Annotated in this window: 19 protein-coding genes and 1 pseudogene; 15 read left to right on the top strand and 5 right to left on the bottom strand. The window is 72.9% G+C overall.

Annotated elements, in window-relative coordinates; all coding sequences use genetic code 11:
• Window positions 1–15: 15 nt before the first annotated feature.
• The 5 genes from ACFC79_RS31700 to ACFC79_RS31680 all read left to right on the top strand — a co-directional run bounded on the left by ACFC79_RS31700 (window position 16) and on the right by ACFC79_RS31680 (window position 6,191).
• Complete coding sequence (locus tag ACFC79_RS31700; RefSeq protein WP_376247330.1) at window positions 16–654, top strand: TetR/AcrR family transcriptional regulator; 639 nt, start codon at window positions 16–18, stop codon at window positions 652–654.
• Window positions 655–863: 209 nt separating this feature from the next.
• Window positions 864–2,576, top strand: coding sequence for an amidohydrolase (locus ACFC79_RS31695; protein WP_376247327.1), 1,713 nt, complete (start codon window positions 864–866; stop codon window positions 2,574–2,576).
• A gap of 31 nt (window positions 2,577–2,607) precedes the next feature.
• Window positions 2,608–3,393, top strand: coding sequence for a response regulator transcription factor (locus ACFC79_RS31690; RefSeq protein ID WP_376247324.1), 786 nt, complete (start codon window positions 2,608–2,610; stop codon window positions 3,391–3,393).
• A gap of 232 nt (window positions 3,394–3,625) precedes the next feature.
• Entirely contained in the window at window positions 3,626–4,765 is a 1,140-nt protein-coding gene (locus ACFC79_RS31685) for an ABC transporter substrate-binding protein (protein ID WP_376247322.1), read from the top strand.
• 223 nt (window positions 4,766–4,988) lie between these two features.
• Complete coding sequence (locus ACFC79_RS31680) at window positions 4,989–6,191, top strand: fumarylacetoacetate hydrolase family protein (protein ID WP_376247319.1); 1,203 nt, start codon at window positions 4,989–4,991, stop codon at window positions 6,189–6,191.
• Window positions 6,192–6,254: 63 nt separating this feature from the next.
• Here the strand turns inward: ACFC79_RS31680 and ACFC79_RS31675 are convergent, their stop codons facing one another.
• Complete coding sequence (locus ACFC79_RS31675) at window positions 6,255–7,310, bottom strand: LacI family DNA-binding transcriptional regulator (protein WP_376247316.1); 1,056 nt, start codon at window positions 7,308–7,310, stop codon at window positions 6,255–6,257.
• A gap of 279 nt (window positions 7,311–7,589) precedes the next feature.
• Between ACFC79_RS31675 and ACFC79_RS31670 the strand changes: the two genes are divergently transcribed.
• The 4 genes from ACFC79_RS31670 (at window position 7,590) to ACFC79_RS31655 (ending at window position 12,472) form a co-directional block, all read left to right on the top strand.
• Window positions 7,590–8,786: a CaiB/BaiF CoA transferase family protein gene (locus tag ACFC79_RS31670; protein ID WP_376247314.1), complete on the top strand. Its 1,197-nt coding sequence runs from the start codon at window positions 7,590–7,592 to the stop codon at window positions 8,784–8,786.
• Between the two features lie 100 nt (window positions 8,787–8,886).
• Entirely contained in the window at window positions 8,887–10,278 is a 1,392-nt protein-coding gene (locus ACFC79_RS31665; protein WP_376247311.1) for an MFS transporter, read from the top strand.
• A 1-nt stretch (window position 10,279) separates the two neighbouring features.
• Window positions 10,280–10,717, top strand: coding sequence for a MaoC family dehydratase (locus ACFC79_RS31660; protein ID WP_376247310.1), 438 nt, complete (start codon window positions 10,280–10,282; stop codon window positions 10,715–10,717).
• Window positions 10,718–10,867: 150 nt separating this feature from the next.
• Window positions 10,868–12,472, top strand: a complete 1,605-nt coding sequence (locus ACFC79_RS31655; RefSeq protein WP_376247307.1) for an aldehyde dehydrogenase (NADP(+)) — start codon at window positions 10,868–10,870, stop codon at window positions 12,470–12,472.
• Between the two features lie 129 nt (window positions 12,473–12,601).
• On the opposite strand, the gene bla is transcribed toward ACFC79_RS31655, so the two are convergent.
• On the bottom strand, window positions 12,602–13,537 hold the full coding sequence (gene bla, locus ACFC79_RS31650) for a class A beta-lactamase (protein ID WP_376247304.1): 936 nt from the start codon (window positions 13,535–13,537) through the stop codon (window positions 12,602–12,604).
• Between the two features lie 518 nt (window positions 13,538–14,055).
• Here bla and ACFC79_RS31645 point away from each other — a divergent pair.
• The 3 genes and pseudogenes from ACFC79_RS31645 to ACFC79_RS31635 all read left to right on the top strand — a co-directional run bounded on the left by ACFC79_RS31645 (window position 14,056) and on the right by ACFC79_RS31635 (window position 15,624).
• Window positions 14,056–14,472, top strand: a complete 417-nt coding sequence (locus tag ACFC79_RS31645; RefSeq protein WP_376247302.1) for a hypothetical protein — start codon at window positions 14,056–14,058, stop codon at window positions 14,470–14,472.
• 325 nt (window positions 14,473–14,797) lie between these two features.
• A pseudogene (locus ACFC79_RS31640) lies at window positions 14,798–14,938 on the top strand (alpha/beta hydrolase); the annotation flags it as partial.
• 176 nt (window positions 14,939–15,114) lie between these two features.
• Window positions 15,115–15,624: a DUF4232 domain-containing protein gene (locus tag ACFC79_RS31635; RefSeq protein WP_376247299.1), complete on the top strand. Its 510-nt coding sequence runs from the start codon at window positions 15,115–15,117 to the stop codon at window positions 15,622–15,624.
• Between the two features lie 35 nt (window positions 15,625–15,659).
• On the opposite strand, the gene ACFC79_RS31630 is transcribed toward ACFC79_RS31635, so the two are convergent.
• A complete protein-coding gene (locus ACFC79_RS31630; RefSeq protein WP_376247296.1) occupies window positions 15,660–16,754 on the bottom strand; it encodes a hypothetical protein in 1,095 nt (364 codons plus the stop codon).
• A gap of 128 nt (window positions 16,755–16,882) precedes the next feature.
• On the bottom strand, window positions 16,883–17,158 hold the full coding sequence (locus ACFC79_RS31625; RefSeq protein WP_376247295.1) for a hypothetical protein: 276 nt from the start codon (window positions 17,156–17,158) through the stop codon (window positions 16,883–16,885).
• Window positions 17,159–17,299: 141 nt separating this feature from the next.
• Here ACFC79_RS31625 and ACFC79_RS31620 point away from each other — a divergent pair, with 141 nt between their 5' ends.
• The 3 genes from ACFC79_RS31620 to ACFC79_RS31610 all read left to right on the top strand — a co-directional run bounded on the left by ACFC79_RS31620 (window position 17,300) and on the right by ACFC79_RS31610 (window position 23,362).
• Complete coding sequence (locus tag ACFC79_RS31620; RefSeq protein ID WP_376247292.1) at window positions 17,300–17,536, top strand: hypothetical protein; 237 nt, start codon at window positions 17,300–17,302, stop codon at window positions 17,534–17,536.
• 120 nt (window positions 17,537–17,656) lie between these two features.
• The gene (locus tag ACFC79_RS31615; protein ID WP_376247289.1) at window positions 17,657–18,475 is read left to right on the top strand and encodes a hypothetical protein; all 819 of its coding nucleotides are present in this window, start codon (window positions 17,657–17,659) and stop codon (window positions 18,473–18,475) included.
• 138 nt (window positions 18,476–18,613) lie between these two features.
• Window positions 18,614–23,362: a hypothetical protein gene (locus tag ACFC79_RS31610; protein WP_376247286.1), complete on the top strand. Its 4,749-nt coding sequence runs from the start codon at window positions 18,614–18,616 to the stop codon at window positions 23,360–23,362.
• A gap of 345 nt (window positions 23,363–23,707) precedes the next feature.
• Here ACFC79_RS31610 and ACFC79_RS31605 read toward each other — a convergent pair.
• Window positions 23,708–24,315, bottom strand: a 608-nt coding sequence (locus ACFC79_RS31605) for a hypothetical protein (RefSeq protein ID WP_376247283.1), incomplete at its 5' end; no start/stop codon positions are given.

Here is a 24,315-nt window from a genome sequence, read left to right as displayed (position 1 = left end):
TTCAAGGAAGATCAAATGAGCGGGGCGGAACGCCGCACCTACCGATCGGCTCTGCGCACCGGGCAGGCCGAGGCGACGCGGCGGCGGGTGCTCGCGGCAGCGGCGGAGCGCTTCGCCGAACACGGGTACGGGCACACGAAGCTGACGGAGATCGCCGCCGACGCCGACGTCTCGGTCGAGACGGTCAAGGGGTACGGGCCCAAGCGTGCCCTCCTGCTCGCCGCCTTCGAGCAGACCTTCGCCGGCTCCGAGGGATCGGCGCCGCTGCTGGAGCGCGAGGCGTTCACGGCCATCGAGCATCTGGAGGGCGAGGCATACCTCGCCGCGGGAATCGAGCTGATCGCCACCGCCAACGCCCGCTCGACGGGCCTCTGGCGTGCCTTTGTCAGTGCCGCGGACACGGAGGCCGACGTCCGGGCCGTCCTCGGCCAACTGCTCGACCGCCGCCGCACCGACATCCGGGAGACCGTCGGCCGCCTGCGCCGCCGCGGCCTCGTGGAAGCGGGCGAGGACGCGCAGATCGCCGCGACCCTGTCCTACGTGCTCGCCCCCGAGGGGTACGAACAGCTCGTTCTCGACGCCGGGTTGACCGAGCGTCAGTACCGCGACTGGCTGGGCCGACTCGTCACGGCCGTGCTGCGCCCCGGCCTGTGACCGCCCTCGCCCCCGCACGTGATCGCCCTCGCCCCGCCCCCGCCTCGGGTGCAAAGGCTCCCGGCACCGCTCCTCGCCCCCACCGTCGTTCATGGGCGAGGTCGGCATCGGTGGGATGACCGATGTGCGAGTGGCGGGGGCGCGGTCATAGTCCTCGGGAGACCGTTCACGGGTGGCCTCGGTGCGCCCGGCTCTTGAAGGGACCTTCCATGGACACGTACGCGGATCTGGTGTTTCTCGGCGGGCAGGTGGTCACGGTCGACGCGGAGTTCTCCGTGGCCTCGGCCCTGGCGGTGACCGGCGGGATCATCAGCGCCGTCGGTGGACGGGACGACGTCACGCCGCTCGTCGGCCCCCGCACCCGCGTCGTCGACCTGCGAGGGGCGACACTGCTTCCCGGTATCAACGATTCCCATCTGCACGGATGTGCCTTCGGCATGTCGACGCCGCCGCTCTCCGTCGACCTCGGTCATCCTGCCGTGTCCTCCCTCGCCGACGTGGCCTCGGCGGTACGGGAGGCCGTCGGGCGGATGCCGGACGGACAGTGGATCACGGGACACGGCTGGGACACCGGTTACCTCGACGAGTGCGTCGCCGATCCGTCCCGGCTGCCCTCGCGCCACGACCTCGACGCCGTGAGCCCGGACCACCCCGTCGTCCTGTACTCCTTCTCCGGGCACGCCACCTGGGTCAACTCCAAGGCGCTGGAGCTCGTCGGAATCGACCGGCACACCGTCGCACCGCCCGGCGGGGCCATCGTCGCGGACGAGGACGGGGAGCCGACCGGGCTGCTCCACGAGGGGGCCCAGGCCCTCGTCCAGAACGCGCTGCCGCCGCTCGGCCGACAGGAACGGACCGACGCGATCAGGTCGGCCCTCGCCACGCTCGCCCGGCTCGGCGTGACCAGCTACACCGAGCCGGGCCTCGGCCCCGGGGGCGACGGCATCATGCGGGGCGCGCTCGGGTCGGAGACCCTCGACGTCTACCGCGAGTTGCTGGCCGACGGCGAACTGACCGCCCGTGTCGGCGTCCTGCTCCTGCCCACCGGCATGACCAGCACCGCCGAGGAGTTCGCCCACGCCCTCGCGACCCCTGACGGGTCCGGCGAGTCCGGCGACACCGATCCGCGCCGCCTCGCGATCCACGGGGTGAAGGTCTTCGCCGACGGCGTCGTGCCCAACAAGACGGCCTGGATGCACGAGCCGTACGTCGGCGGCGGCTGCGGCTCCCTGTGCGTCGGCGGCGAGACCGACACCGAGCGGATCGCCGAGATCGATGCCATGATCCGGCACGCCCACGCCGCCGGGCACCAGTTGGGCGTCCACGTCACCGGCGACCGGGCCATCGACACCGTCGCGGACGCCTTCGCCGCGGCCATGGCCGAGCACCCGCGGCCCGACGCCCGCCACTACGTCATCCACGGCGACTTCCTCACCGCACACGGCATGGAGGTGCTGGCGACGCACGGCTTCGGCGTCAACATGAACCCCACCATCAAGTGGACCGTCGCCGACATGGAGGAGGAGTTCGTCGGCGCGGAGCGGGCCGCGTACGCATGGCCCTACCGCGATGCCGTCGACGCCGGTGTGCGGGTCGCGAGCGGGTCCGACGCCCCCGTCACGCATCCGGACTGGCGTCAGGGCGTCGCCACCATGATGCTGCGCGAATCGAAGGCCGCCGGCCGGGTCAGCGGACCCGAGCAGCGCATCGGCCTCGCCGAGGCGATACGCACGTACACGATCGACGCGGCCTGGCAGGACTTCGCCGACGACTGGAAGGGCTCCCTGGAACCGGGCAAGGCCGCCGACCTCTGCGTGCTCGACGGGGACCTGCTCACCGCCGACGCCCACGACATCCCGGAGATGCCCGTCGTCCTCACCGTCGTGGACGGGCAGGTCGTGCACGACACCCTTCGCGATTGACGTATTCCGGGCACATGATCATCCTGGGTGGATGACAGCGGAACGGAGCGGGGCGGACATCCTGGACGCGGCCGTCCACGTCCGCGAGGCCGCCAGGAACGCAGCCGACGGCACGACCGGCGTCGACGCGGTGCTGACGGCGCTGTCGGAGGTGGTGGAGCACGACCACGCCTCCCTGGCCCGGTGGGATCCGTCGCGCCGGTGCCACACCACCCTGGCCGGGAGTTACCCGGACGACGCCACGGCCTACATCGAGACCCGGCTCCACGACGACCCGGTGTTCCCCGTGCTCCACGGCCCGGCCCGGGACGGTCTCTGGCTCGGGGACGTCCCCCGACAACTCCTGGACGCTTCCCCCGGTTTCCGGGAGGTGCTGAGCCCGCTCGGCATCGAGGGCGGTGTGGCCCAGTGCCTCTTCGCCTCCGACGGCCGGTACGTCGGCATGCTGAACGTCAGCACCCGCCGACCGCGGCACGCGTCCGATCCGGCGCGCGCCGCGGTCACCCTGCTCACCGAGGCCCTCGCCGCGGCCGTCGCCCCCCGCCCAAACCCGCCGCGCGAGGAGCCCGCCCCCGCCGATCCCGCCGCCGCGCGACATCCGGGCGCGCGGCGGCCCGGCGGTCTCTCGCCGCGGGAGCTCCAGGTACTCGCCGAGCTGACGACCGGCCGCACCAACCGGCAGATCGCGGAGCGGCTGTACATCACGCCGCGGACCGTGGGGACCCACATCGAGCACATCCTCGCCAAGCTCGACCTCCCCAACCGCGCGGCCGCCGCCGCCCGCGCGGTTGCCTGGGGAGTCGCCCCCTCCCGCTGACGCCCACCCGGCGGCGTACGGCATCCGTGCCCGGACCCGGACCCGCCCCGCCGTCACCCCGCCCAGCGTTTCCCGCCTCCCCACCCAGCGTTTCCCGCCTCCCCGCCCACCGGACGGCCGGGACCGCCGCGCATGGGTGTCGCAGGAGACCCACCTGTAGTAAGTTAGCGCTAACGGTAGCGCTAACTTAACCGTTGTGACCGCCTCCGCCACACTCGCTGAAGGTGCTTCCATGACCGACTACCGAGGGCTCACCTGGGACCATCCGAGAGGCACGGTCGCCCTGCGCGCCGCAGCCTCGCGTTTTTCCGCAGAGGACCACGAGCACACCCTCACCTGGGACAGCCAGCCCCTGGAGGGGTTCGAGTCCCACCCCGTGGACGATCTGTGCGCACGCTACGACCTCGTTGTCCTCGACCACCCGCATCTCGGGGACGCGCTGGAGGCCGATGCGCTGCGGCCGCTGGACGAGGTGCTTCCCGCGACGGTCGTCGAGGAGTGGCGGGCCACGACCGTGGGGGCCGCGGCCCGCTCGTACACCCTCGACGGCCGGCTGTGGGCCGCGCCGCTGGACGTGGCGACACAGGTCGCGGCCCTGAACCGGGCGTCGGTGTCCGAGCCCCCGCGGACGTGGGACGAGGCGCTGGAGCTGTCCGGTACGGTTCCCGCCGCGCTCTCCCTCGCGGGGCCGCACGCCCTGCTCACCTACTTCTCGCTGTGCGTGGCCCTCGGCGACGCCCCGGCCACCCGGGCCGATGCCGTGCCGTTGGTCGGCAGGGCGGCGGGGGTGACGGCCCTGGAGATGATGCGCGACTTCTTCGACCGCTGCGACCCCGCCACGGCGAAGCCGAATCCCATCGCACTGCTGGAGCGCATCGCGGACGGGCGGCTCGCCTACTGCCCCTTCGTCTACGGCTACGTCAACTACGCGTCGGCCGAGGGAAGTCCCGTGCGATTCGCGGACGTTCCCCGGTGCCGACCTGGTGGGCGGCTCGGTTCCGTGCTGGGGGGAACGGGACTTGCCGTCTCGCGCCGGGCGCCGGTGACCGAGGAGCTCGTCCGGCACATCGTCTGGCTGCTGTCCGCCGACGCCCAGCGGGAACACCTCCCCCGGCTCCAGGGACAGCCCGCCCGGCGCGAGGCGTGGACCGATCCCGCCGTGAACGCGCACAGCGGCGACTTCTACACGGACACCCTCGCCACCACGGAGGCCGCCTGGGTGCGCCCGCGCCACCCCGGCTACACGGTGTTCCAGCAGGCGGCCTCGGAGCTCGTCCGGGACGGGCTGCTGACCGGCCGTCCGGCCGGGGCGGTGTACGACGACCTGGAAGCGCTCCACCACGGCACGGCGCACTCCGCCACGGAGGTCTGAGCGGAGCAGCGGTCGATGCCGGCACCGCACACGGCAGGCACCGAGCGGGCGATACCGGCACAGGACACCACAGGCATCGAGCCGACGATGCCGACGCGGCACACGACAGGCACCGACCCACGCAATCAGCAGACCACGCACGGCGCCACCGGGGACGCGGCCTGGGGGCCGCACGGCTCCGGCGTGGAGCGCCGACCGGTCTTCCACCGAAAGCAGGTCCCTCATGACAACCGACACCCCCACCACCACGGTGACACCGGAACTTACCGCCGAGGCCGCTCTTCCCCAGGACGGCACGGCGGGGAGCCTCCTCGCCCGGATCTGGAACCCCGAGGCGGGCGGCCCCTCGCCGGCCGCCGTCCGCGCGGACGGCGTATACGACATCTCCGGCGACTTCCCCACCGTTTCCCGGCTGTGCGAGGAACGGCGCCCGGCCGCCGCCCTCGGCCGGGCGACCGGGCCGCGGATCGGCAGCCTCGACGAATTGCTGGCCCGGACCGTCCGGCACGCCGACGACCCGGGGGTGGCGCGCCTGCTGGCCCCGGTGGACCTCCAGCCGGTGAAGGCGGCAGGTGTCACCTTCGCGAACTCCATGGTGGAACGGCTGATAGAGGAGCGGGCCAAGGGCGACCCGGGCGCCGCCGCGGCCATTCGCGCGGAACTTGCCGAGGTCCTCGGCGGAGATCTGCGCAGTCTGCGCCCGGGTACGCCCGAGGCCGCCGAGGTCAAACGGCGTCTGGTGGCCCGTGGTGCCTGGAGCCAGTACCTGGAGGTCGGCATCGGGCCCGACGCCGAGATCTTCACCAAGGCGCTTCCGCTCTCGGCGGTGGGTCCGGGCAGCCGCGCCGGGGTGCTGCGCGAATCGGAGTGGAACAACCCCGAGCCGGAGATCGGCCTGGTGGTCTCCTCGCGCGGCGAGATCGTCGGCGCGACCCTGGGCAACGACATCAACCTCCGTGACTTCGAGGGGCGTTCGGCACTCCTGCTGCCCAAGGCCAAGGACAACAACGCCTCCTGCGTGCTGGGCCCGTTCGTCCGGCTCTTCGACGACACCTTCGGTCTGGACGACGTCCGGTCCGCGACCGTGCGCCTGGAGGTGCACGGCACGGACGGCTACCTGCTGAGCGGCAGGTCGTCCCAGGGGCAGACCAGCCGTGAACCGGAGGACCTGGTACGGCAGTTGATTGGAGATCACCACCAGTACCCGGACGGGGTCGTCCTGCTGCTGGGCACGATGTTCGCGCCCGTCAACGACCGCGGTGAGCCCGGACGCGGCTTCAGCCACCGCACCGGGGACGTGGTCCGCATCTCGACGCCGGAGCTGGGCACGCTGGCCCACGAGGTCCGGCACGCGCAGGACTGCACGCCGTGGACCTACGGGGTGGGGGAACTGATGACCGGCCTCGCGCGCCGGGGCCTGTTGTGACGACGGGGCGGTCGGCCGGTCCGCGCGCCCGGGCCGCCGGCCGCCCGGCTTCCCGGCAGGCGCTCAGGCGCTGCCCCGCCGACGGATCTCGAAGCCCATGTCCACCTTCGCCGACTCCGGCTGCTCCCCCCGCATCCGTGTCAGCAGCATGCGGGCCGCCTCCCGGCCGATCGTGGTGTTGGGGAGGGCCACCGTCGTCAGTCCGGGCCGCAGCAGTCGCGACAGCTCGAAGTCGCCGAACCCCGACACCGCGATCTCGTCCGGTACGGCGATGCCGCGGGAGGCCGCCGCGAGCAGGGCCCCGTTGGCGTAGATGTCGGTGGCGAAGACGAGGACGTCGCTCTCGGGGTGCGCCTGCCGGGCGATGTCCAGCAACTGCCCTCCCGACTCCAGGGTGAGCGGGTGGGCGGAGGCGTCGACCACTCGTGGTTCGCGGCCCGGCCAGTATGCCTCCACCGCACGCAGATAGCCGTCGAGTCGCCGCCGCGAGCGGTGGTCGCCCGCCAGCAGCGAGCCGACGAAGCACGGGGCGCGGTACCCGGATTCGTGGAGGTACGAGACCATCGCGTACATGGCGTCCTCGTTCGAGAAGCCGACGAGGGTGTCCAGCGGGGTGTCGATCCAGTCCCAGGTCTCCACGACGGGGACCCGGGACGCCTTGAGCATCTTGATCACCACGGGACTGTGCAGGGCTCCCGTCATGAAGAACCCGTCGGGGCGCCGCCCGAGCAGCGAGCGGATGAGTTCCTCCTCCCGCTTGTCGTCGTAGTCCGTGTAGCCGAGCAGGAGTTGGTAGCCCTCCGGGGCCAGCACCGACGACAGACCGGTGAGCGTCTCGGAGAAGATCGAGGCCGAGACCGAGGGGATCACCGTAGCGACGATCTTGCTGCGGTTCGACGCCAGATTGCGCGCGGACAGGTTGGGCACGTATCCGGCCTCCTGCAGCGCGGCCCGCACCCTGTCCCGGGTCTCCGGGCTGACCTCGTCGGGTATCCGCAGGACTCTGGAGACGGTCTGCGCCGATACTCCGGCGATCGCGGCGACATCCTGGAGTGTCACGGACCGGGTACCGGAGCGGCGCCGGCGAACCCGGTCCGCCGCGACGTCGCGGCTGCTCATGCTGGGCCTCGCCCCTCTGTGCCGAGTGATGATCGTCGATGGTGTTCCGCACAACTCTACGCAGTCGCACCCCTCGTTCCGAGTACATGCCCGAGGCGCCGGACTCATGGGCGGCGACGCTCCGTACCTCCGGCGTCCGATGTCGGTGATGTGTGACCGATGTCGGTGATGTTTCTCCCGAAGTCTTCTGTTAGCGCTATCGATAGCGCTAACATTCCTCGTGTGCGCAGGGATCGTCCCCTTTCGCTCTCTTTCCGACTCTATGTGAAGAGGCTGCTCATGAAGGTTCTCGAAGGAATCCGAGTACTCGATCTCTCGATCGCGATGTCCGGACCGTTCGCCGCCATGAAACTTGCCGACCTCGGAGCCGACGTCGTCAAGGTCGAACCCACCACGGGCGAATGGCAGCGCCACGCGGCCGCCGGTGGTGCCCGGGGCAACGAGGTCAACGCCTCCTTCCTGTCGCTCAACCGCAACAAGCGCAGCCTGTCGGTCGACCTCAAGTCCGAGGAGGGCGGCCGACTACTGCGCGAACTCGTGGCGACCGCGGACGTGTTCCTGCAGAACTACCGCCCGGGGGTCGCCCAGCGCCTCGGCGTGGATTACGAGACGCTGCGAGCCATCAAGCCCGACCTGGTGTACGTCTCCGTCTCCGGCTACGGCGAGAGCGGGCCGTACGCCCGGCGCCCGGGCCAGGACCTCCTTCTCCAGGCCATGAGCGGGGCGCTGTTCAGCGCCGGTGAGCCCGGCGCGGCCCCGACGGCGGCTCCGTACTTCCTCGTCGACGCCTTCGCGGCCTACTCCGCGTTCGAGGGCGCCCTCGCCGCGCTGTTCCACCGTCAGCGCACCGGACAGGGGCAGTTGGTCGAGGTCAACATGCTCGACGCGATCATCGCCGCCCAGATGCAGGAGATCACCGTGCGCACGGTCGGCGGGGTGCGCCAGAGCCGCAGCGAGCACATCCACGCCCACAGCTACATCCGCGCCCCGTACGGGATCTACCCCACCCAGGACGGCCATCTGGCGCTCTCCTTCGCCGAACCCGCGACCCTGGCCGAGCTGATGCGCGATCCCCGGCTCGCCGTCTACGAAGCCGAACGCGACGGCTTCGACAGGCGCGACGAGATCTCGGCGCTGGTCGAGGAGAACCTGCGCACCAAAACCACCGCCCACTGGCTGGAGACACTGGGCTCGGCCGGAGTGTGGTGCGGGCCCGTCTACGACTACGACCAGTTGATGGCGGACCCGCAGGTCGTGCACAACGGCTCGTTCGTCACCTACGAGCACCCCACCGAGGGGACCGTCACCACCCCCGGCTTCCCCTTCAGGCTGGCCGCCGCCCCGCAGACCGTGGAGCGCCCCGCCCCCGTCAACGGCCAGCACAGCCGACAGGTGCTGACCGAACTCGGCATCCCCGAGGACGTCATCGACCGGCTGGCGAAGGACGGCGTCGTCCACTGCGCCCCCGTCGAATGACCGCAGAATCCGCCCTCCGCCCCGAGGGCACCCGTCGAGCGCAGCGAGAGGGCTGAGCACACCCATCAGCGAGATGATCCATCACAGCAATGGAGCAGACATGGATACGTCCCCCACCCCCGCCCCCGTCTCCGGCAGAGCCACCACCCGGGCCCGCCGGGCCTCGATGGCCTCGGCGGTGGGCAGCCTCGTCGAGTGGTACGACTTCGGCCTCTACGGTGCCGCGGCGACCCTGATCTTCAAGGACTACTTCTTCGGCACCGACGACCCGTTCGTCGGGCTCATGGCGGCGTTCGCCACCTTCGCGGTCGGCTACTTCGCCCGTCCCTTCGGGGGCATGGTGTTCGGGCATCTCGGCGACCGGATCGGCCGCAAGCCGGTGATGGTGGTCACCCTCGCGCTGATGGGGGTCAGCACCACCCTGATCGGTGTACTGCCCGGCCACGACAGCGTGGGCGTCCTCGCCCCGCTGCTCCTCGTGGTCCTGCGGCTGGCCCAGGGGCTCGGCGCGGGAGCCGAGTACGCCGGCGCGGTGGTGCTGTCCTCCGAGTCGGCCCCGCCCGCACGGCGCGGCTTCTACGCCTCGTGGTCGGGCGCGGGCGTGTGGATCGGCTCGGCACTGGGGCTCTCCGTCTTCCAGGGCGTACTGGCCCTCACCGGGGACAGCTTCTACACCTGGGGATGGCGGCTGCCCTTCCTGCTCAGCCTGGTGCTGCTGGCCGTGTCCTTCTACATCCGGCGCAGGGTGACGGAGACGGACTCCTTCGAGGCCGTCAAGGAGTCCGACGACGCACCGAAGGTCCCGCTCGCCCAACTGCTGCGCACCGAGAAGCGCCGCCTCCTGGTCGCCCTGGGATCCAACGTCATCCTGAGCGGATACTCCTACATCCCCCAGGTGTGGATCCTGAGCTACCTCACGGACAACGTCGGTCTGGCGGCCGGTCTCGCACTGGCGGTGAACGCCACCGTGCTGGTGTCCGGAGCCGCCTTCATGCCGCTCTTCGGCGCCCTCGGCGACCGGGTCGGCCGGCGCAGGCTCTTCCTCTGCGGAACCGCCTTCGGGATTCTGTGGCCCTTCCCGATGTTCGCGCTCATCGACACCCGCAGCACTCCCGTGATCATCGCGGCGCTGGTGATCTGCTTCGTCTGCTCCGTCACCGTCTGCTACGCCGCCCAGGCCGCCTTCCTCCCCGAGATGTTCCCGCCCGCCCTGCGCTACTCGGGCGTCGCCTTCGCCCGCGAGACGAGCGGCGCGATCCTCGCCGGCACGACCCCGCTGGTGGCGACCGCGCTGTACCGGGCCGCGGACAGCTGGTGGCCCATCGCCCTCTGCATGGTCGTCTACGCCACCATCGCGCTCGTGTCGGTCCACTACTCGAAGTACTTCAGGTCGGACGCCCGCCAGGGCACCGAGACGGATTTCGCCGCGGAGGAGGCATGGGTCCACTCGGGCCCGGCCGACGGCGGCCCGACGGCGAAGGCGGTGGCCTGACATGCGGCTCGTGGAACGCTACTTCGAGGACTACACGGTGGGCGAGACCCAGGAGGGCGGCTCACGAACCCTGGACCAGGGCGACATCAGCACCTTCGCCGGGCTCACCATGGATTTCCACCCGGCGCACATGGACCGCGCCTTCGCCGAGGAGCGGTTCGGCGGACGGCTCGTGCACGGGGTGCTCACCTTCGGGCTGGTCGTCGGGCTCACCGTCGAGTACAACCCGCGCGCGGTGGCGTACGGCTACGAGCGCATCCGCTTCCCCCGGCCCGTCCTGGCCGGCGACACCGTCTCGGCCCACGCCGTCGTCACCGAACTGCGCGATCACCGCAGGCCCGGCATCGGGCTGGTGACCAAGCAGTACACCGGCACCAACCAGAACGGCGAGACGGTTCTGTCCTGCCTGCACATCCTGGCCGTCGACCGGCGCGGTTGAACCGTCCCACCGGGGGCGCCGCCCCTCAGCGGCGCCCCACCGCCCCGACCGCCTCCACCGGCGGGCCGGTCCCTCCCGACCGGTCCCTCCCGACCGGCCTCTCCCGACCGGTCCCTCCCGACCCAGCACTTTCTGACGAGGTACACAGCCATGCCCCTCAGCGGAGCCATGTTCATCGGCGCGGAACGACGCCAGGGCACCGGCCCGGCGGCCCGCTCTGCCGACCCCCGGACCGACGAGCCGTTGGAACCGCCCTGTCCCGCGGGCGGAGCGCGGGACGTCGACGACGCGTGCGAACGCGCCGCACTTGCCGCAGTCCGCTACCGTTCCGTGCCCCCCGGCGAACGCGCCGCGTTCCTGGAGCGGATCGCCGAACGCATCGAGGAACTCGGGGACGAACTCATCGACCGGGCCGTTGCGGAGAGCGGCCTGCCCCGAGCCCGGATCAGCGGTGAACGCGACCGCACCACCGCCCAGCTCCGCCTCTTCGCCGAGGAGGTACGGGCCGGGGAATGGGCCGAGGTACGCGTCGACCCCGCCCCGCCCGCCGGCCGTCGGACGGCCGGACCCGATCTGCGCCAGCGGCATCTCGCCGTCGGGCCGGTGGCGGTCTTCGGCGCGAGCAACTTCCCGCTGGCCTTCTCCGTGGCGGGCGGGGACACCGCGTCGGCCCTCGCCGCGGGCTGCCCGGTGGTGGTGAAGGGCCATCAGGCCCATCTCGGTACCTGCGAACTCGTCGGCTCCGCCGTCGCGGCGGCCGTCCGGGACCGCGGACTGCCCGAGGGGGTGTTCTCGCTCCTCTTCGGGGCCGGAAACGATCTCGGGCAGGCATTGGTGGCCGATCCCCGGATCCGCGCGGTCGGCTTCACCGGCTCGCAGTCCGGCGGCCTCGCCCTGATGCGCACCGCCGCGGCCCGGCCGGTACCGATCCCGGTGTACGCGGAGATGAGCAGCGTCAACCCGGTCTTCCTGCTGCCGGGCGCCCTGCGCGAACGGGCCGAGGACCTCGCCGAGGGGTTCACCGCGTCGCTGACCCTCGGCGCGGGGCAGTTCTGCACCAACCCCGGCCTGGTGATCGCGGTGGCCGGAGCGGAACTGGACCGGTTCGTCGCATCGGCCACCGCGGCCGTCGGCCGCGGCACGGCGCAGACGATGCTGACCACCGGCATCCACCGGGCCTACGAGCGGGCCACGGCCGGCCTGCGGTCCGGCGAGGGCGTTCGGGAGATCGCCACCGGCCTGCCGGGCGAGGGCGAGAACACCGCGACGACCCGGCTGCTGACCGTCGCGGCCGACGACTTCCTGAAGGCCCCCGGACTTCAGGAAGAAGCCTTCGGTCCCACGTCGACCCTTGTCGTCTGCCGGGACGGCGAACAGCTGACCCGGGTGGCCCGCGCGCTGCGGGGACAGCTCACCGCCACGGTGCACCACGGCGGGGGAGACGGTCCGGCGGCGGCGGAACTCCTGCCCGTTCTGGAGGACATGGCCGGTCGGGTGCTGTTCGACGGCTGGCCCACCGGAGTGGCGGTGAGCCACGCGATGGTGCACGGCGGGCCCTTCCCCGCGACCTCCGACGGGCGTACCACGTCGGTGGGGACGCTCGCGATGCGCAGGTTCCTGCGCCCCGTCTGCTACCAGAACCTGCCCGCGGGGCTGCTCCCGCCGGAACTCTCCGACGACAACCCCTACGGCCTGCCCCGCAGGACCGACGGCATCAGGAGCGGCGGCGGGGAGAGGGAGGACCCCGCGACGTGACCGGCGCGGCCGACCGGTCGGGGCGGGGCCGGGACCGTCCGCGGCGACGCGTCCGATACGGCGTGGTGCCCCGGCCCCGCGCCTCGGTACGGCCGCTCCCCGGACGCCCGCCGGTCCGGACGGCGGGGGTCACGAGTGCCGGGTGAGGGCTTCCGCCAGCACGGCGGCGGTCCTGGCGACCAGCCGTTCGTCCGCCGGAGCGTCGGCGTCCTGTTTGGTGGACAGGACGGCCAGCGCGACGGGCGTCCGTTCCGGGGTCCAGGCGATGCCGACGTCGTTGGTGGTCCCGTAGTCGCCGGTGCCGGTCTTGTCGGCGAGGGTCCAGTCCTCGGGCAGTCCGGCGCGCAGGCGTGCCGCGCCGGTGGTGTTGGCGAGCAGCCAGTCGGTCAACCGCCGACGGTCCCGCCGGGCGAGCGCGGTGCCGAGCACCAGCTCCAGGTGGCTCCGCCCGATGGCGGCCGGGCTCGTGGTGTCCGTCCTGCGTCCCGGTTCGGAGGAGTTCAGCTCGGGCTCCCACCGGTCGAGCCGCGTCACGCCGTCGCCGATGGACCGGCAGAAGCGGGTGATCGCCGCAGGACCGCCGAGCCGACGGAGCAGCAGGTTGTCGGCGGCGTTGTCGCTGTGGCCGACGGCGGCGGCGCACAGCTCCGCGACGGTCATGCCGTTCGCGAGGTGCTCGGGCGTCCCGGTGACGGGGGCGTGGCCCGCGTCCGCGACGTCCTTCGCGGTGTACCGGATGCGCCTGGCGAGGAACTCGCCGTCCCGGTCGAGGTCCCTCAGGACCGCGGCGGCGGTGATCGTCTTGTGCACCGAGCAGATCGGGAAGAGTTCGTCCGCGCGGTACACCACGCTCCTGCCCGTGACCGCGTTCCGCGCGAACACCCCCAGCCGGGCGCCGTGTTCCCGTTCGATGCCTGCCAGCGCCCGGACGACCGGGTCCGCATCCGGTGCGGTGCCGCCCGCCGCGTGGGCCGGGGCAGTCGCGGACGCACCGGCGGCCAGTACCGTCCCGACGCCGAGGGCGATGAATGTCCGACGGCTCGGGTACCTCGCGAAGCTCTCCACGAGAGCATCCTCCCCGCTCGGCGGTCGTGCCGCCGGTGATTCGGGAAGGACTCCTCGTGGGCGAGGGCCGTAGGGAGGTTCTCCGGCTCACGGCACGGTGAACGTGACGAGGCCCTTCCCCGATCGGGGAAGGGCCTCGTGGGCGAGCGCTGGGCAGGCCTTGCACCTGCATTTCCCCGCGGGAAGCGGGGCGTCTTTCCTTGGACCACCAACGCACTGTCGGTTTCCGCGAACTGCGGCGAACCGGCAAGATCAACTGTAGCGCATGCGGGCGGCCGGTCCGACCGGCCGACGGGCGCGTACGAGGCCGACGACCGCCCGGCCCCGCCGGAGGAGGAGCCCGAGCCGTTCCGGGCACCACCGCTCCCCTGCCCCGTCCGGCTGTTGCAAGACAGTGACAAAGCCCCGATGAACGCTTTCCTCCGCTGTGTCGTCGTTCCCAGTGAATGCGCCAATCGACACGTAGGTGCCCTTTGGCGCGAAGGACTGTTCTCACCACGAAAAGGGGCAGATCTGTGATGGTTTCGAATCGGCACTCCCTGCGCATGGCTGTCGTCGGTGTCCTCGGCGCGGCCTCCCTCGCCCTCACGGGCACCGCGATGGCGGCCACCCCGGCCGCGGACACCGCAACCCCGGTCGTCGCCCAGAAGGCCGTGCCCGCCAAGGCGAGCATCACAGCCAAGCCGTCGGTGTCGTCCGTCCGCGCCTGGCAGCTGTTCCGGGTCACGGGTCACACCACGGGCCTCCCGGCAGGCAGCAAGGTGACCCTTCAGCAGAAGCAGCACGGCAAGTGGGTCGGGCTGCCCGCGTCCACGAACATCTCGCGGGACGGCTCCTACTCGCTCGGCGTCAAGCTCGGGCTGAAGGGCAAGAACGACCTGCGCATCGTCAGCGGCACCACGGCCTCGCCGGTCTTCAACGTGACGGTCCTCTGACACACGCCGCAGCCGCGACGGAGGCGGACTGCCGACACCGGGGTGGCGCCACCCGCCCCGGTGTTCGCACCGGCTTCGGTCGGGAACGGCTTCGGTCGGGAACGGCTTCGGTCGGGAACGGCTTCGGTCCGGGCCGAGGACGACGTGCGGGCCCGTCGCCGACGGCTCCTGAGGGGCTGTGTCCTCCGTCCGGCGGGTGATTGACTACGGCGCATGGACGTCGCGCACGTGTTCTCCCTGTACGGGGGTGTCCTGACGAGCTGTTCCGGTCGGGACACCGGTCGCCCGCACGCCGTCCCGGGCATGGGCCCGTCGTGAACGCCGGTGGCGAGCCGGCGGCCAGGCCGAACTGCACGTGTGGCCCGGCGCGTTCCACGGATTCGACACCCTGGCGCCGCAAGCGGCGCTCAGCCGGGACGCCCGCGAGGCCCGCTCCCGCCGGCTCCGGTGCATCCTGCGACCGTGACGCCGTGGGGATCCGCTCGGTGAACCGCTCCCCCATCGAACCGACTGCCTGCCGGGCACGCCGCCGTGGCAATCCTGGGACATTCCCCGCGACGGCCGGGGGGCAGTAATCGTGCTGACCATGGTTCTGGTGGAGAACACCCGCAGGACCATTGAGCGAGGCAAGGAGTGTTCAGGATGCGCATGAACCGAAAGTTCGCCGTTGCCGTGGCCACCACCGCGCTGATGACGGGGGCCGTCGGCGCGGGGGCCGCACAGGCTTCGTCCGCGACGGCCGTCGGCGCCGCCCCCTCGGCCTGCCGACCGGCCAACCACATCGCGAAGATCACCGAGGCGCCCGCCAGCAGCGGGCACAGCCACTACCGGGTGACGCTGACCGCACCGCGCGGGTACGAAACGTGCGAGCTCGCCGGTTCGCCCACCGATGTGCGGTTCTCCCACCATGGTTCGGACGTCGGGATCACCGCCGGCCGCTACGGCGACCGGACGACCGCGGTGACCTTCGGTCCGGGCCACCCGGTGCACTTCGACATCCAGGTTCCCGACAGCGGCCACGGCGTCGCCGCGGACGAGGCGTCGTTCACCCTGCGGGCCCCGGGCGGCGAGATCCCCGGCACGTCCTTTGCCGACGGCGCGCTGAACGTGGCCGCCGGTACCCTCATCGGTCCGGTCGAGCGCGGCGCCTGACGTCTCCCGCGCCCTCGGTGCGCCCTGCGACGGTGTCAACGGCGGCGGGGCGCACCGGGTCGGGTGGCTGTCTCGTCCTCGACCGCCTTCGCCGCACACGCGCGGAGCTCCAGCTCGTGCCCCGCCGCGTTCCACAGGGTCGTCTCCAGGTGGTGCAAGGTGTCGACGAGCCGGTCGTCGCGGTCGAGCACGCGGCCGGCCAGGCCGATCAACGAGTCGTCCTCATGGGGCGAGGACCAGGCGAACAGCAGATGGCACAGCGCCTCGCTGCTCTCGTCCGGCTCGGCCGCCATGCGCAGGCCGAGCCAGCCTCGGTCCGCCCAGTGGCCCAGCAGGGCGGTGAACGTCTCCACGCAGTGCCGTTTGGTGTCGGCGTCCGCACCCGAACGCAACCGGGCGACCAACTCGGCGTACAGCTCGGCCATGCCGAGGCCCAGCACGCGTGCGCCCGCGTACGCCCAGTAGTCCGATCCCGTCCCACCGCCGAACGCCTCCCAGCGCGGGTTCCACAACAGCCGGGTGAATTCGGTGCGGGCGGTGTCGCCGTGCAGGGCGATGCCCAGGATCAGCCCGCCGTTGCAGTCCGTGGACGCGGCGCCCTCGCCCCACTCGACGAGCCTTTCCAGCCACGACGGGTCGCCCGTCTTCGTGGCGAGGACCGGCAGGAACTCGGGGAACAGGTGGGAGCCCGCATACCGCTCCAGGGTCTTCGCGATCTCGGTCCGCAGACCTCGGCACGACAGGTGCAGCAACCCCAGGCAGGCATCCACCGACTCCGGGTACGAGCCCTCGACGTGCTCCCACAGCAACCGCTCGGCCGACTCGCACCCCAGATGGCCGACGGCACGCAGCACACCGGTCGGCACGCCGTCGCGCAGCCTGCCCGCCTCGACACTCGCCTCCAGCAGGCGTTCGGCCATACCGATGTCCCCGTGCCGGGCGAAGACCGGAACGAGTCTCGCGCGTGCCTCGGGATCGTCGAGGAACACCGGGAGAAGCGCCTCCGCATCGGATCGGGACCCGTACCTCAGCACCACGTCCACGACCGTCGATTCCCACCGCCAGGTCACCGCCGCCGGATCACCGGCATACCTGTCGAGCAGCTTCCGTGTCGCCCACGACACCGCCACGCCCGATCACCCCTCCGTCCAAGAGCCGTCCCTGTCCGGCCGGTCCCGGCGGGCGCGCGGCGACAGGCGTCGGAGCGCCCGCGTGATTGCGGACCCCGGTCGTCCCCGCTTCGGAAGGGCCGACCCGGTCAGGGGGTATCGCCGGACCAGTCGAAGCGGCCGGGCGCACCCGGACGCGGACCATACACCGCTCTGCCGCCGGCACCGAATCTCCCCAATTCGGTGGGCAGCGCGGCACCGGCGTCGATGTCGTCCGGCGTCCATCCGGTGACGTCCAGCAGCAGCCCGTCCAGCGGGCCGCCGGTCAGTTCGACGTAGGTCCGGCCCGGCCGGGGGCCGGGATCGGGGTCGTCGTGGTCCCGGCCGTAGACCCGCCCGCGCAGCAGTTGCTCATCGCCGTTCATGCCGTCCAGCCTCCCAGCCGCCACCGACATCGGTACCCGCAGACGGGTTCCGGCGGGCGGGAGGTGACGGAACCGATCAGTCGCGTGCCCCGAACCACGCGGTCAGCTCCTTCTCCAGGAACGCGTGGTCCGGGCGTCACGGTGGCCCGGATCGCCGAGGCCGCCGACGTGTCCGCGATGACGGTCCTCAACCACCTCCCGCGCAAGGAGAATCTCTTCCTCGACCGCGGCCCGGAGATCGCCGAGCTGCTCACCGCGACGGTGCGCGAGCGCGAGCGGGACGAGCCGCCGCTGGCCGCCCTGCGCCGCATGAGCCTGCGGCTCATCGACGAACGGCACCCCCTGAGCGGCCTGGGCGGGGATGCCTCCGGAGCATGAGCGCCCGCCCCTTACTGCTTGAGGAGCATGAGGGAGCCCGCCCCATGGCCCTAAGGCCGTTAGCCTTGCGGCGTGAAATCAGCGATACCGCCACATGGCCGCCCAAAGAGGAAGGAGCCGATGCGCTCCCCGAAACGGCCCCCGCGAAGCCTGCCCGACGGGGCGTCCTCCGTCCGCCGTCGGGCACGGTGGCGGCGGGCGTGGGGGGTCGGCTCGCTGCTCGGCTCGCTGATTCTGCTGCTCATGGCGGCCGCCTGCGCGGCGTCGGTGCCGGAGGCCGTCGGTACGGTCCGGGACTTCCGCGCGGCCGGCACATGCGCGGACCGGACGCCGCGGACCGACTGCCTCCACGTGCGGAGCGCCACCGTTCGCAGCGCGAAGCGGACGGGCGGCAGGAACCCGAGGTACGAGGTGCGGCTCGACGGCCCGCCGGGTGTCCCCCACGAGATGGACATGGAGTCGGACGAGCCGCTCTTCGAGCGGCTGGAGCCGGGTGACGAGGTCACCGTCACCCTGTGGCGCGACTACGCCATCGCCCTCGCCCGTGACGGGGTGACACAACCGTCCACCGACAGCCCGGAGAGCGAGCCCGAATGGCAGGCGGGGCTGGCCGTGGTCCTGCTGGTGTTCGGCTGCTACCTGCTCTACCTGGGAGCCGTACTGCTCGCCCGGGCCCGCGAGGTGGCCCGGTACGGACCGCCCCGCGGCTTCGGGTTCTTCGGGGTGTGCACGCTGTGGGCGGCCCTCGCCGCGGTTCCGGCGGGCGTCGCGGGCGCCTTCGCCTCGTCGGGCGGGGGCCACGAGAACCGGGGCTGGCTCGTCCTGGTGACGGTCTGGATCGCGCTGCTGCCCGCCGTGTACGCCGGGGTGCGGTGGCACGAGCGCCGAGCACGTCATGCCGCGCGGACGGAGCGTCAGTACGGCCCGCGGTCGATCTGACACGGAAGCCGACGGCCCGTATCGCTGCTCCCCGCGGTGACGCGATGCGGGCACCGTACGGTGCTGCCCGACGCCGGACTGCCCGCGGGCCCGGCCGGGGACGGGGCACTGTCAGCGGCCTGTGCGACCATCCGGGGCATGATCGTCTCGCTGGAGTCCCTGGTACCCGCCACCGGTCCGCACGGATCGCACACCTACGCCGAATGGGTCGCCGTCCACGACCCGGACGGGGTCGGGGCCGCGCGCGAGCTGATCGAGGACATGCGTACCGAACTCGGCAGGTCCTGGAGCAAGCCCGGCCGGTTCGTCGACGCGATGGCAGTGCGGGCCCGACGGCTGCCGCCGGCCCACCTGCCGTGGTTCTGGGACACCGTGGGCCATCGGTTGATCGGTTGCGGAAGCCGTCCCGGCGGGAGGGCCTACGCGGCGGCGCGAGCGGCCGAGGCCGAGCACGGGCTGCCGGTGGATCCCGGCTACCGCCGGGCCAACGCACTGCTGTTCGCAGCGGGCGGGGCCATGCCGGCCAAGGAGTTCGGGGCGCACCAGCGCTTCCTCGCCGAGACGCTGGAACCGGCCGCCGCGTACACCGCCCTCGAAGCGTTCCTGACCGCGTGGGCGGGCTCGTCGGCGGATCTGCCGGCCGATCTGGTGCGCCGGGTGCGGGCCTCCGCCAAGGCGGCCGGGCACGGGACCGAGGAGGTCGCGCGCGTGGTCGGCGCGATCCTGGCGGTCACCCGGAAGAAGTCGGTGCCGGACGCGGTGCTGGACGCCGCAGGCCCGGTCCTGGCGGCCCATCCGCCGACGGACGCGATCGCCGCCGGGCTGGTGGAGGTCTTCCCCGACGGGGCCATCGACGGCGGGGCGTGGCTGCGGCTGCTGATCGGTTGCGGCGCGGCGGAGGCGATGGAGGCCGGCCGGGTCGTGCCCGAGGGCGGACTCCACCGCTGGGTGGGCAACTTCGTGCACATGTACCAGTACGCGGCGCAGTCCGGCGGTGGGGTCGGGCGTCAGCCGCTGCCGGTGGAATTCCTGGACCTGGTGGGCCGGTTGGGGCCGCGGCTGCGAGCGGCGGGCGCCCCCGTGGCGGTGCACACGACCCGGCACCACTACCAGGGCTTCGACGCGGACGTGCTGGACGCCTGTCTGGCCGCCGGGGTGGCGGTTGTCGATCCCGGTGCGGAGATCCGGATGCGGTTCTGGGGCGAGCGGTCCCGGCGCGACCTTGCCGCGCTGGCCGCCGATCCGGTGTTCGGCCCCCGGTTGGAGGGGACCGTGCACGCGGATCTGCTGCCCGACTGGTCGTCGGCGCGCCGGCGCCGCTCCGGGTCGGCGGTGACCCTGCTGCCGGGCAACCAGGGCATAGCCCAGGAGGTGGCCGCACGCGTCGGCAGACTCGTGAACGCCGTCGCGGGCGGTGGCATGGCGGGTGCCGAGGAGTCCGTCGCCGAGTTGGAGACCGTGCTGGACCGGCCGACGGTGTCGGCGCTCGGCGGGATCACCGACGCCCTCGCCGAAGCGGGGGCGGCAGGCGCGTTGCGGCGTTCGCTGGCGGCCGGCCTGCCCGAGGAACTCGCCTGGCCGGCCCTGGAGTCGGTGTACGCGCAATTCGCGCAGGACGCGGCGGAGCACGGCTCGGAGCAGGCGGCGGACGAGGCGCTGCCGGGGGTGGCGGGGGTGACCGCGACCTGGCCGGTGCTGACGGTGTTCGGGTCCGACCGGGCGGTCGCCGTCGGCCCGGACGGGGTGCGGGGCTCCTGCCGGTTCACGGTGCCCGACGACGCGACCATGTTCGCGGTCCACTACGTGGGCGGCTCCTTCCTGGTGAGCTGGACCCTCGTGCCCGCTCCGTACCACTGCGACACCGCCATCTGGGCCGACCGCCCCGAGGAGCCGTTCGCACCTGACGAGACGGGGGGCCTGGTGCCCTTCGGCGGCAGCCTGGACGGGGCGTACGGCTTCCAGTTCGAGACCGCCGACGGCGGCGGCCGCCACGGCGGGAACCGGGTGCTGCGTCCGGGCGGCCGGGAGGGGATCGACCGTGACGAGTTGCAGCTCGGCGACGGTTCGCGGATCTGGACCAACGCCGTCTACGGGCGGCGTCCGTGGGCGGTGGCGGATCCGGTCACCGGGGAGCTTCGGGGCGCGGCGGCGCTGCCGGACTTCCCGGGCCGCGCGCCCGGCGCCGCTCCGGGCACGGAGGCGTCCGAGGACGGCATGTCCCTGGCCCCGGAGGCCCTGCAACTGGCGCCGCTGCCCGCCGGACTCGCCGATTCGCCGCTCGGCAGCCGGGACGGGCTGGTCGGGACCCGGGTGCTGTTCCGCACCCGGCACCGCGACCACGCGCCCGACCACTTCCTGCTGGAGAGCGTGGACGGGCGCACGGCCCGGTTCGACATCGACCGGCCGGGACAGGAGCCGTGGGGGCTGTGGGCGCCGCCGGAGGGCGCGGTGGAGGACGTGGTCCTGGCCGAGGCGGAGACCCGGACGGGCGTGCGCGCGTACGCGGCCGACGGGGTCCTGCTGTGGGAGCTGGACGGGCACCGCTCGCCCCGGCATCCGCGGGTGAAGCCGGTGCGCCGGGTCACCGCCTCGGGCGGCGTGGCCCTGCCGCCGGCCTTCTGGTACCTGCTGCGGACCCGGGACGTGGCCGGGTCCCGGGCGCTGCGGTCGGTGGGACGGGAGACCGCCGACGCGCTGCTGGCGGCGGCCCGCGCCGACGCCGGGACGCTGCGCGCCGTCGTGGCACGGGAGTTGCCGCAGATCACCGATCCGGTGCTGGTCGAGGCGGTCGTGGCGGTGTCCGGGCGGGCCGCCCGGGTGGAGGAGCGCAGGCTCGCCCTGCATCGGCGGGTCGCACTGCTCGCGCAGGCGCCGCCGGTCCTGCCGCGGCGGTCGGCGCCGGACACCGAACTGATGCCCGCGCTGTTCGGGCTGGTCCCCGACGAGGACCGGAGGCCGGGGCGGCCGAGCTCGGACGCGGCGCTGCCGGCGACGCTGAGCGCACTGGCCGCCGATGGTGCCTGCCTGGCGGGCACCATCGGGGAGGAGGTGCGGCGGCTCTCGCCGCCGACGCCGCCGCGCGACTGGTCGCAGCTGGTGGGTGCGATCGATGCCGCGGCCTGGCGGGCGGCGGTGGCACCGACGCCGGACGCGGCACGGGCCGCCCTGATGGCGTTGTTGGAGACCTGGGCGGACCAGCCGTTCGCCCGTGCCGGACGTCGTTGGTGGGTGGGTCGCGCGTCCGCCGAGGTCCTGGACGGGCTGCGCGGCGGCGGGATCGCCGTGGCGTCCGGCGCGGTGCGGCCCGGGGGCTCGGAGTGCTGGTTCGTGACGGCCGCCGCCGAGGATCCGGAGAACGATCCGGTGCCGACGGCGGTCCCGGAGGCGCGGTGCGTCCGGGTGGAACGGGACGACGCGGTCCGGCTGCGGGCCCTGGTCGCGGCGGTCGAGGAGCACGGGCCGGTCCCGGTGCCGGAGGCGGCGGCCGCGCGCTTCGCCGAACTGACGGGCGTACGAAGGGCCGTGGCCCGGCTCGTGGTGGCGGGGTTGGTCGGCCGGGCGGAGCCCGCGGAGGACCGTGCCCTGGTGTGCAGGGCCCCGTACCGGGCCACGCCGATGACGGCCGAGTCGTACGACGGGCTGCGGGCGCGGCTCGGGGCGGCGGGCCGCGGGGCGGTCCTGGCGGCGGCCGTGCCCGACGATCCGACCGCGCTGTGGCGGCCCGGCGGCATCGAGGCGGCCGTGGAGCGGATGGCCGAGGTGTGGCGGGAACGCATGGGTGTGCTGCCCGCCCTGCACGATGCGGCGGCCGACGCCCTGGAGGCGGATCTGGGCCTGTCCGAGGTGTGGGCCCGTCGGCTCGCGTACGGCCACGGGGCCGCGGCGGACACGACCGTGGAGGCGGCGGCCTGGGAGCTGGTGGCGACTCCGTACAGCAGCGGGGTCGACGTCCGGGCCGTGCCGTCGGCCGGCTCCGAACCGCCTTACGGGACACCCGTCGGCCTCGACCTCCCGCGGATCGCGAGCGCGCTGGTGTGGGCGTGGACGGACCGGCCCGTCGGTGACCCCGCGGTGGCCGGCGCGAGAGACGTCTACGAGCGGCTTCGGTCCGAACTGTCGCGTCCGGAAATGCTGTTGGCGCTTCCCGGTGGGCAGGTCAAGGACACTTCGGCCCGGATCGCGGAGCGGTTCGGGCCCGAACGGCTGCCGGTCGCGGGCGACCGGCGCAAGGAGGAGGGCCCGGTTCCGGCAACCGCGTACGACTCCGGGCCACTGGTGGTGTGTGCACCCCGCGGTGTCTCCTTCCTCCGCCCCGCCGCGATCACCGGCCCGGAGGTGTGGCGGCGGGTCCGGGAGGTCACCGATCTCGCCGAGGAACTCGACCGGGTGGCACCGCTGTTGGTCGGCGGCGGGCTGGAACGGATGATGCGCCGGGCCGGTTCGGGAACGGTGCCGGTCGGGGCGTACGAGGCGGATCCGCGGCAGTCCTGCCCGGAGCTTGTCGCCCGGGCGGCGAAGGAACTCGGGGTCGGCGCGGACGCGGCGGCGCTGTACCTCCAACTGGCCGCGCTGGCCGCCCCCACCGACCGGAACGTGCGCAGGTGGAACGGCTGGACGACGAAGCGGCACGCGGAGGTCCGGGCGGAACTGCTCGGCACGGGCGCGGTGGTGGAGGCGAAGCGGGCCCGTGCGGGCCGGAATCTTTTCCTGCCCGGGGAATGGACCGAGCTGAAGGCCCCGCACCTGCCCCTGGAGGCCGCGAAGCTGGCGACACACGCGGTGCGTCCGCTGTGGCGCAACGAGATCCGCTCACCTTTCGGGCGGGTGCTGCCGACGGCACCGCTGCACGAGATGTTCGCGGCGGCCTGGGAGCGGGAGCGTGGCTGACGTGGTCTCCAGCCTGTGCGGCGTGGTCGTGTGGCGGTCGGCTTCTTCGCCCGTCGCTGCGCGGGCCCGGTTCGCCGACTGTGCGCACGTCATGGTGTGCGGTGGGCTCGTTGTTCCTGCGGCCGGGTGGTCGTCCCGGGCCGGGTGCTGAGGTCCCCGCACCACCGCGGCCGAAACCCTGCTCAGGGCGGCCTTCGCCCGAGGCTCCGGAAATCCTTCGGGGCCGGCTCCGGGGGCGGTGTTGTGCGTGGTGCCGGGGCCGGGGTGCGTCGGCCGGTGAGAGGGACGCGCCGTGCGGCGGCGTGGCGGACCCGCCGCCGCACGGATACGTGAGCGCCGCCCTGCTCACCGCCGGTTCATGAGGCGCTCCACGAGCGGCGCGATCAGCGCTCGCCAGTTGTCCGGCAGGTGTTGTACCGCCGTGGCCAGGTGGAAGCGTGCGACGGCCCATTCGTCGGGGCGGGCCTGCTCCCCGTGCTCCCGAACGGCAAGGAGGCAGTGGTCGATGAAGTCCGGGTCCTCCTCGTCGAGTCCCAGACGCTCGTACGCTCGCCGCACCTCCGGCGCCTCGTCGAACCAGTCGTCCCACCCGGTGGCCGCGCCCAGGAGGTAGAGCAGGTGACTCTCGGTGTCCGACACGCCGTCACGCGGGTCGTGCGGAGCGGTTTCCCGTTCCAGGTCGTCGTCGCACCCCAGTCCGCCGTTCTCGGATGCCGTGGCGACCAGTTCCTCCCAGTAGGCCGCGTCGTGCGTACCGGTGGTCTGACGCATGTGCGCGCTCGCGAAGGCGGCCATCGTCTTCGGATCGTCGATCAGTGGGGAGAGAACCACATCGCTCCCGTAGTCGAAGCCGAAGTATTGACGCTCATCCCGCCTGAAGGCGGGAGATTCCCACCGGGCCGCCGCTGTCAAGTGGCGGTCGTAGGTGGTTCCTGTTTCCTCACCCGCTGCCC

This window comes from Streptomyces sp. NPDC056061 (genome assembly GCF_042266885.1).
GTDB lineage: Bacteria > Actinomycetota > Actinomycetes > Streptomycetales > Streptomycetaceae > Streptomyces.
The sequence above is the reverse complement of the archived record's forward strand: the minus strand, read 5'-3'. Positions and strand labels throughout refer to the sequence as shown.

What these genes read in the sequence shown, in the direction of transcription:
- ACFC79_RS31655 (WP_376247307.1), top strand. Translation starts at nt 10,868, where the DNA reads ATGCCCCTCAGCGGAGCCATGTTCATCGGCGCGGAACGACGCCAGGGC.
- ACFC79_RS31615 (WP_376247289.1), top strand. Translation starts at nt 17,657, where the DNA reads ATGCGCTCCCCGAAACGGCCCCCGCGAAGCCTGCCCGACGGGGCGTCC.
- ACFC79_RS31700 (WP_376247330.1), top strand. Translation starts at nt 16, where the DNA reads ATGAGCGGGGCGGAACGCCGCACCTACCGATCGGCTCTGCGCACCGGG.
- ACFC79_RS31690 (WP_376247324.1), top strand. Translation starts at nt 2,608, where the DNA reads ATGACAGCGGAACGGAGCGGGGCGGACATCCTGGACGCGGCCGTCCAC.
- ACFC79_RS31625 (WP_376247295.1), bottom strand. Translation starts at nt 17,158, where the DNA reads ATGAACGGCGATGAGCAACTGCTGCGCGGGCGGGTCTACGGCCGGGAC.
- ACFC79_RS31695 (WP_376247327.1), top strand. Translation starts at nt 864, where the DNA reads ATGGACACGTACGCGGATCTGGTGTTTCTCGGCGGGCAGGTGGTCACG.
- ACFC79_RS31680 (WP_376247319.1), top strand. Translation starts at nt 4,989, where the DNA reads ATGACAACCGACACCCCCACCACCACGGTGACACCGGAACTTACCGCC.
- ACFC79_RS31685 (WP_376247322.1), top strand. Translation starts at nt 3,626, where the DNA reads ATGACCGACTACCGAGGGCTCACCTGGGACCATCCGAGAGGCACGGTC.
- ACFC79_RS31670 (WP_376247314.1), top strand. Translation starts at nt 7,590, where the DNA reads ATGAAGGTTCTCGAAGGAATCCGAGTACTCGATCTCTCGATCGCGATG.
- ACFC79_RS31635 (WP_376247299.1), top strand. Translation starts at nt 15,115, where the DNA reads ATGCGCATGAACCGAAAGTTCGCCGTTGCCGTGGCCACCACCGCGCTG.
- ACFC79_RS31665 (WP_376247311.1), top strand. Translation starts at nt 8,887, where the DNA reads ATGGATACGTCCCCCACCCCCGCCCCCGTCTCCGGCAGAGCCACCACC.
- ACFC79_RS31660 (WP_376247310.1), top strand. Translation starts at nt 10,280, where the DNA reads ATGCGGCTCGTGGAACGCTACTTCGAGGACTACACGGTGGGCGAGACC.
- ACFC79_RS31610 (WP_376247286.1), top strand. Translation starts at nt 18,614, where the DNA reads ATGATCGTCTCGCTGGAGTCCCTGGTACCCGCCACCGGTCCGCACGGA.
- ACFC79_RS31675 (WP_376247316.1), bottom strand. Translation starts at nt 7,310, where the DNA reads ATGAGCAGCCGCGACGTCGCGGCGGACCGGGTTCGCCGGCGCCGCTCC.
- ACFC79_RS31645 (WP_376247302.1), top strand. Translation starts at nt 14,056, where the DNA reads ATGGTTTCGAATCGGCACTCCCTGCGCATGGCTGTCGTCGGTGTCCTC.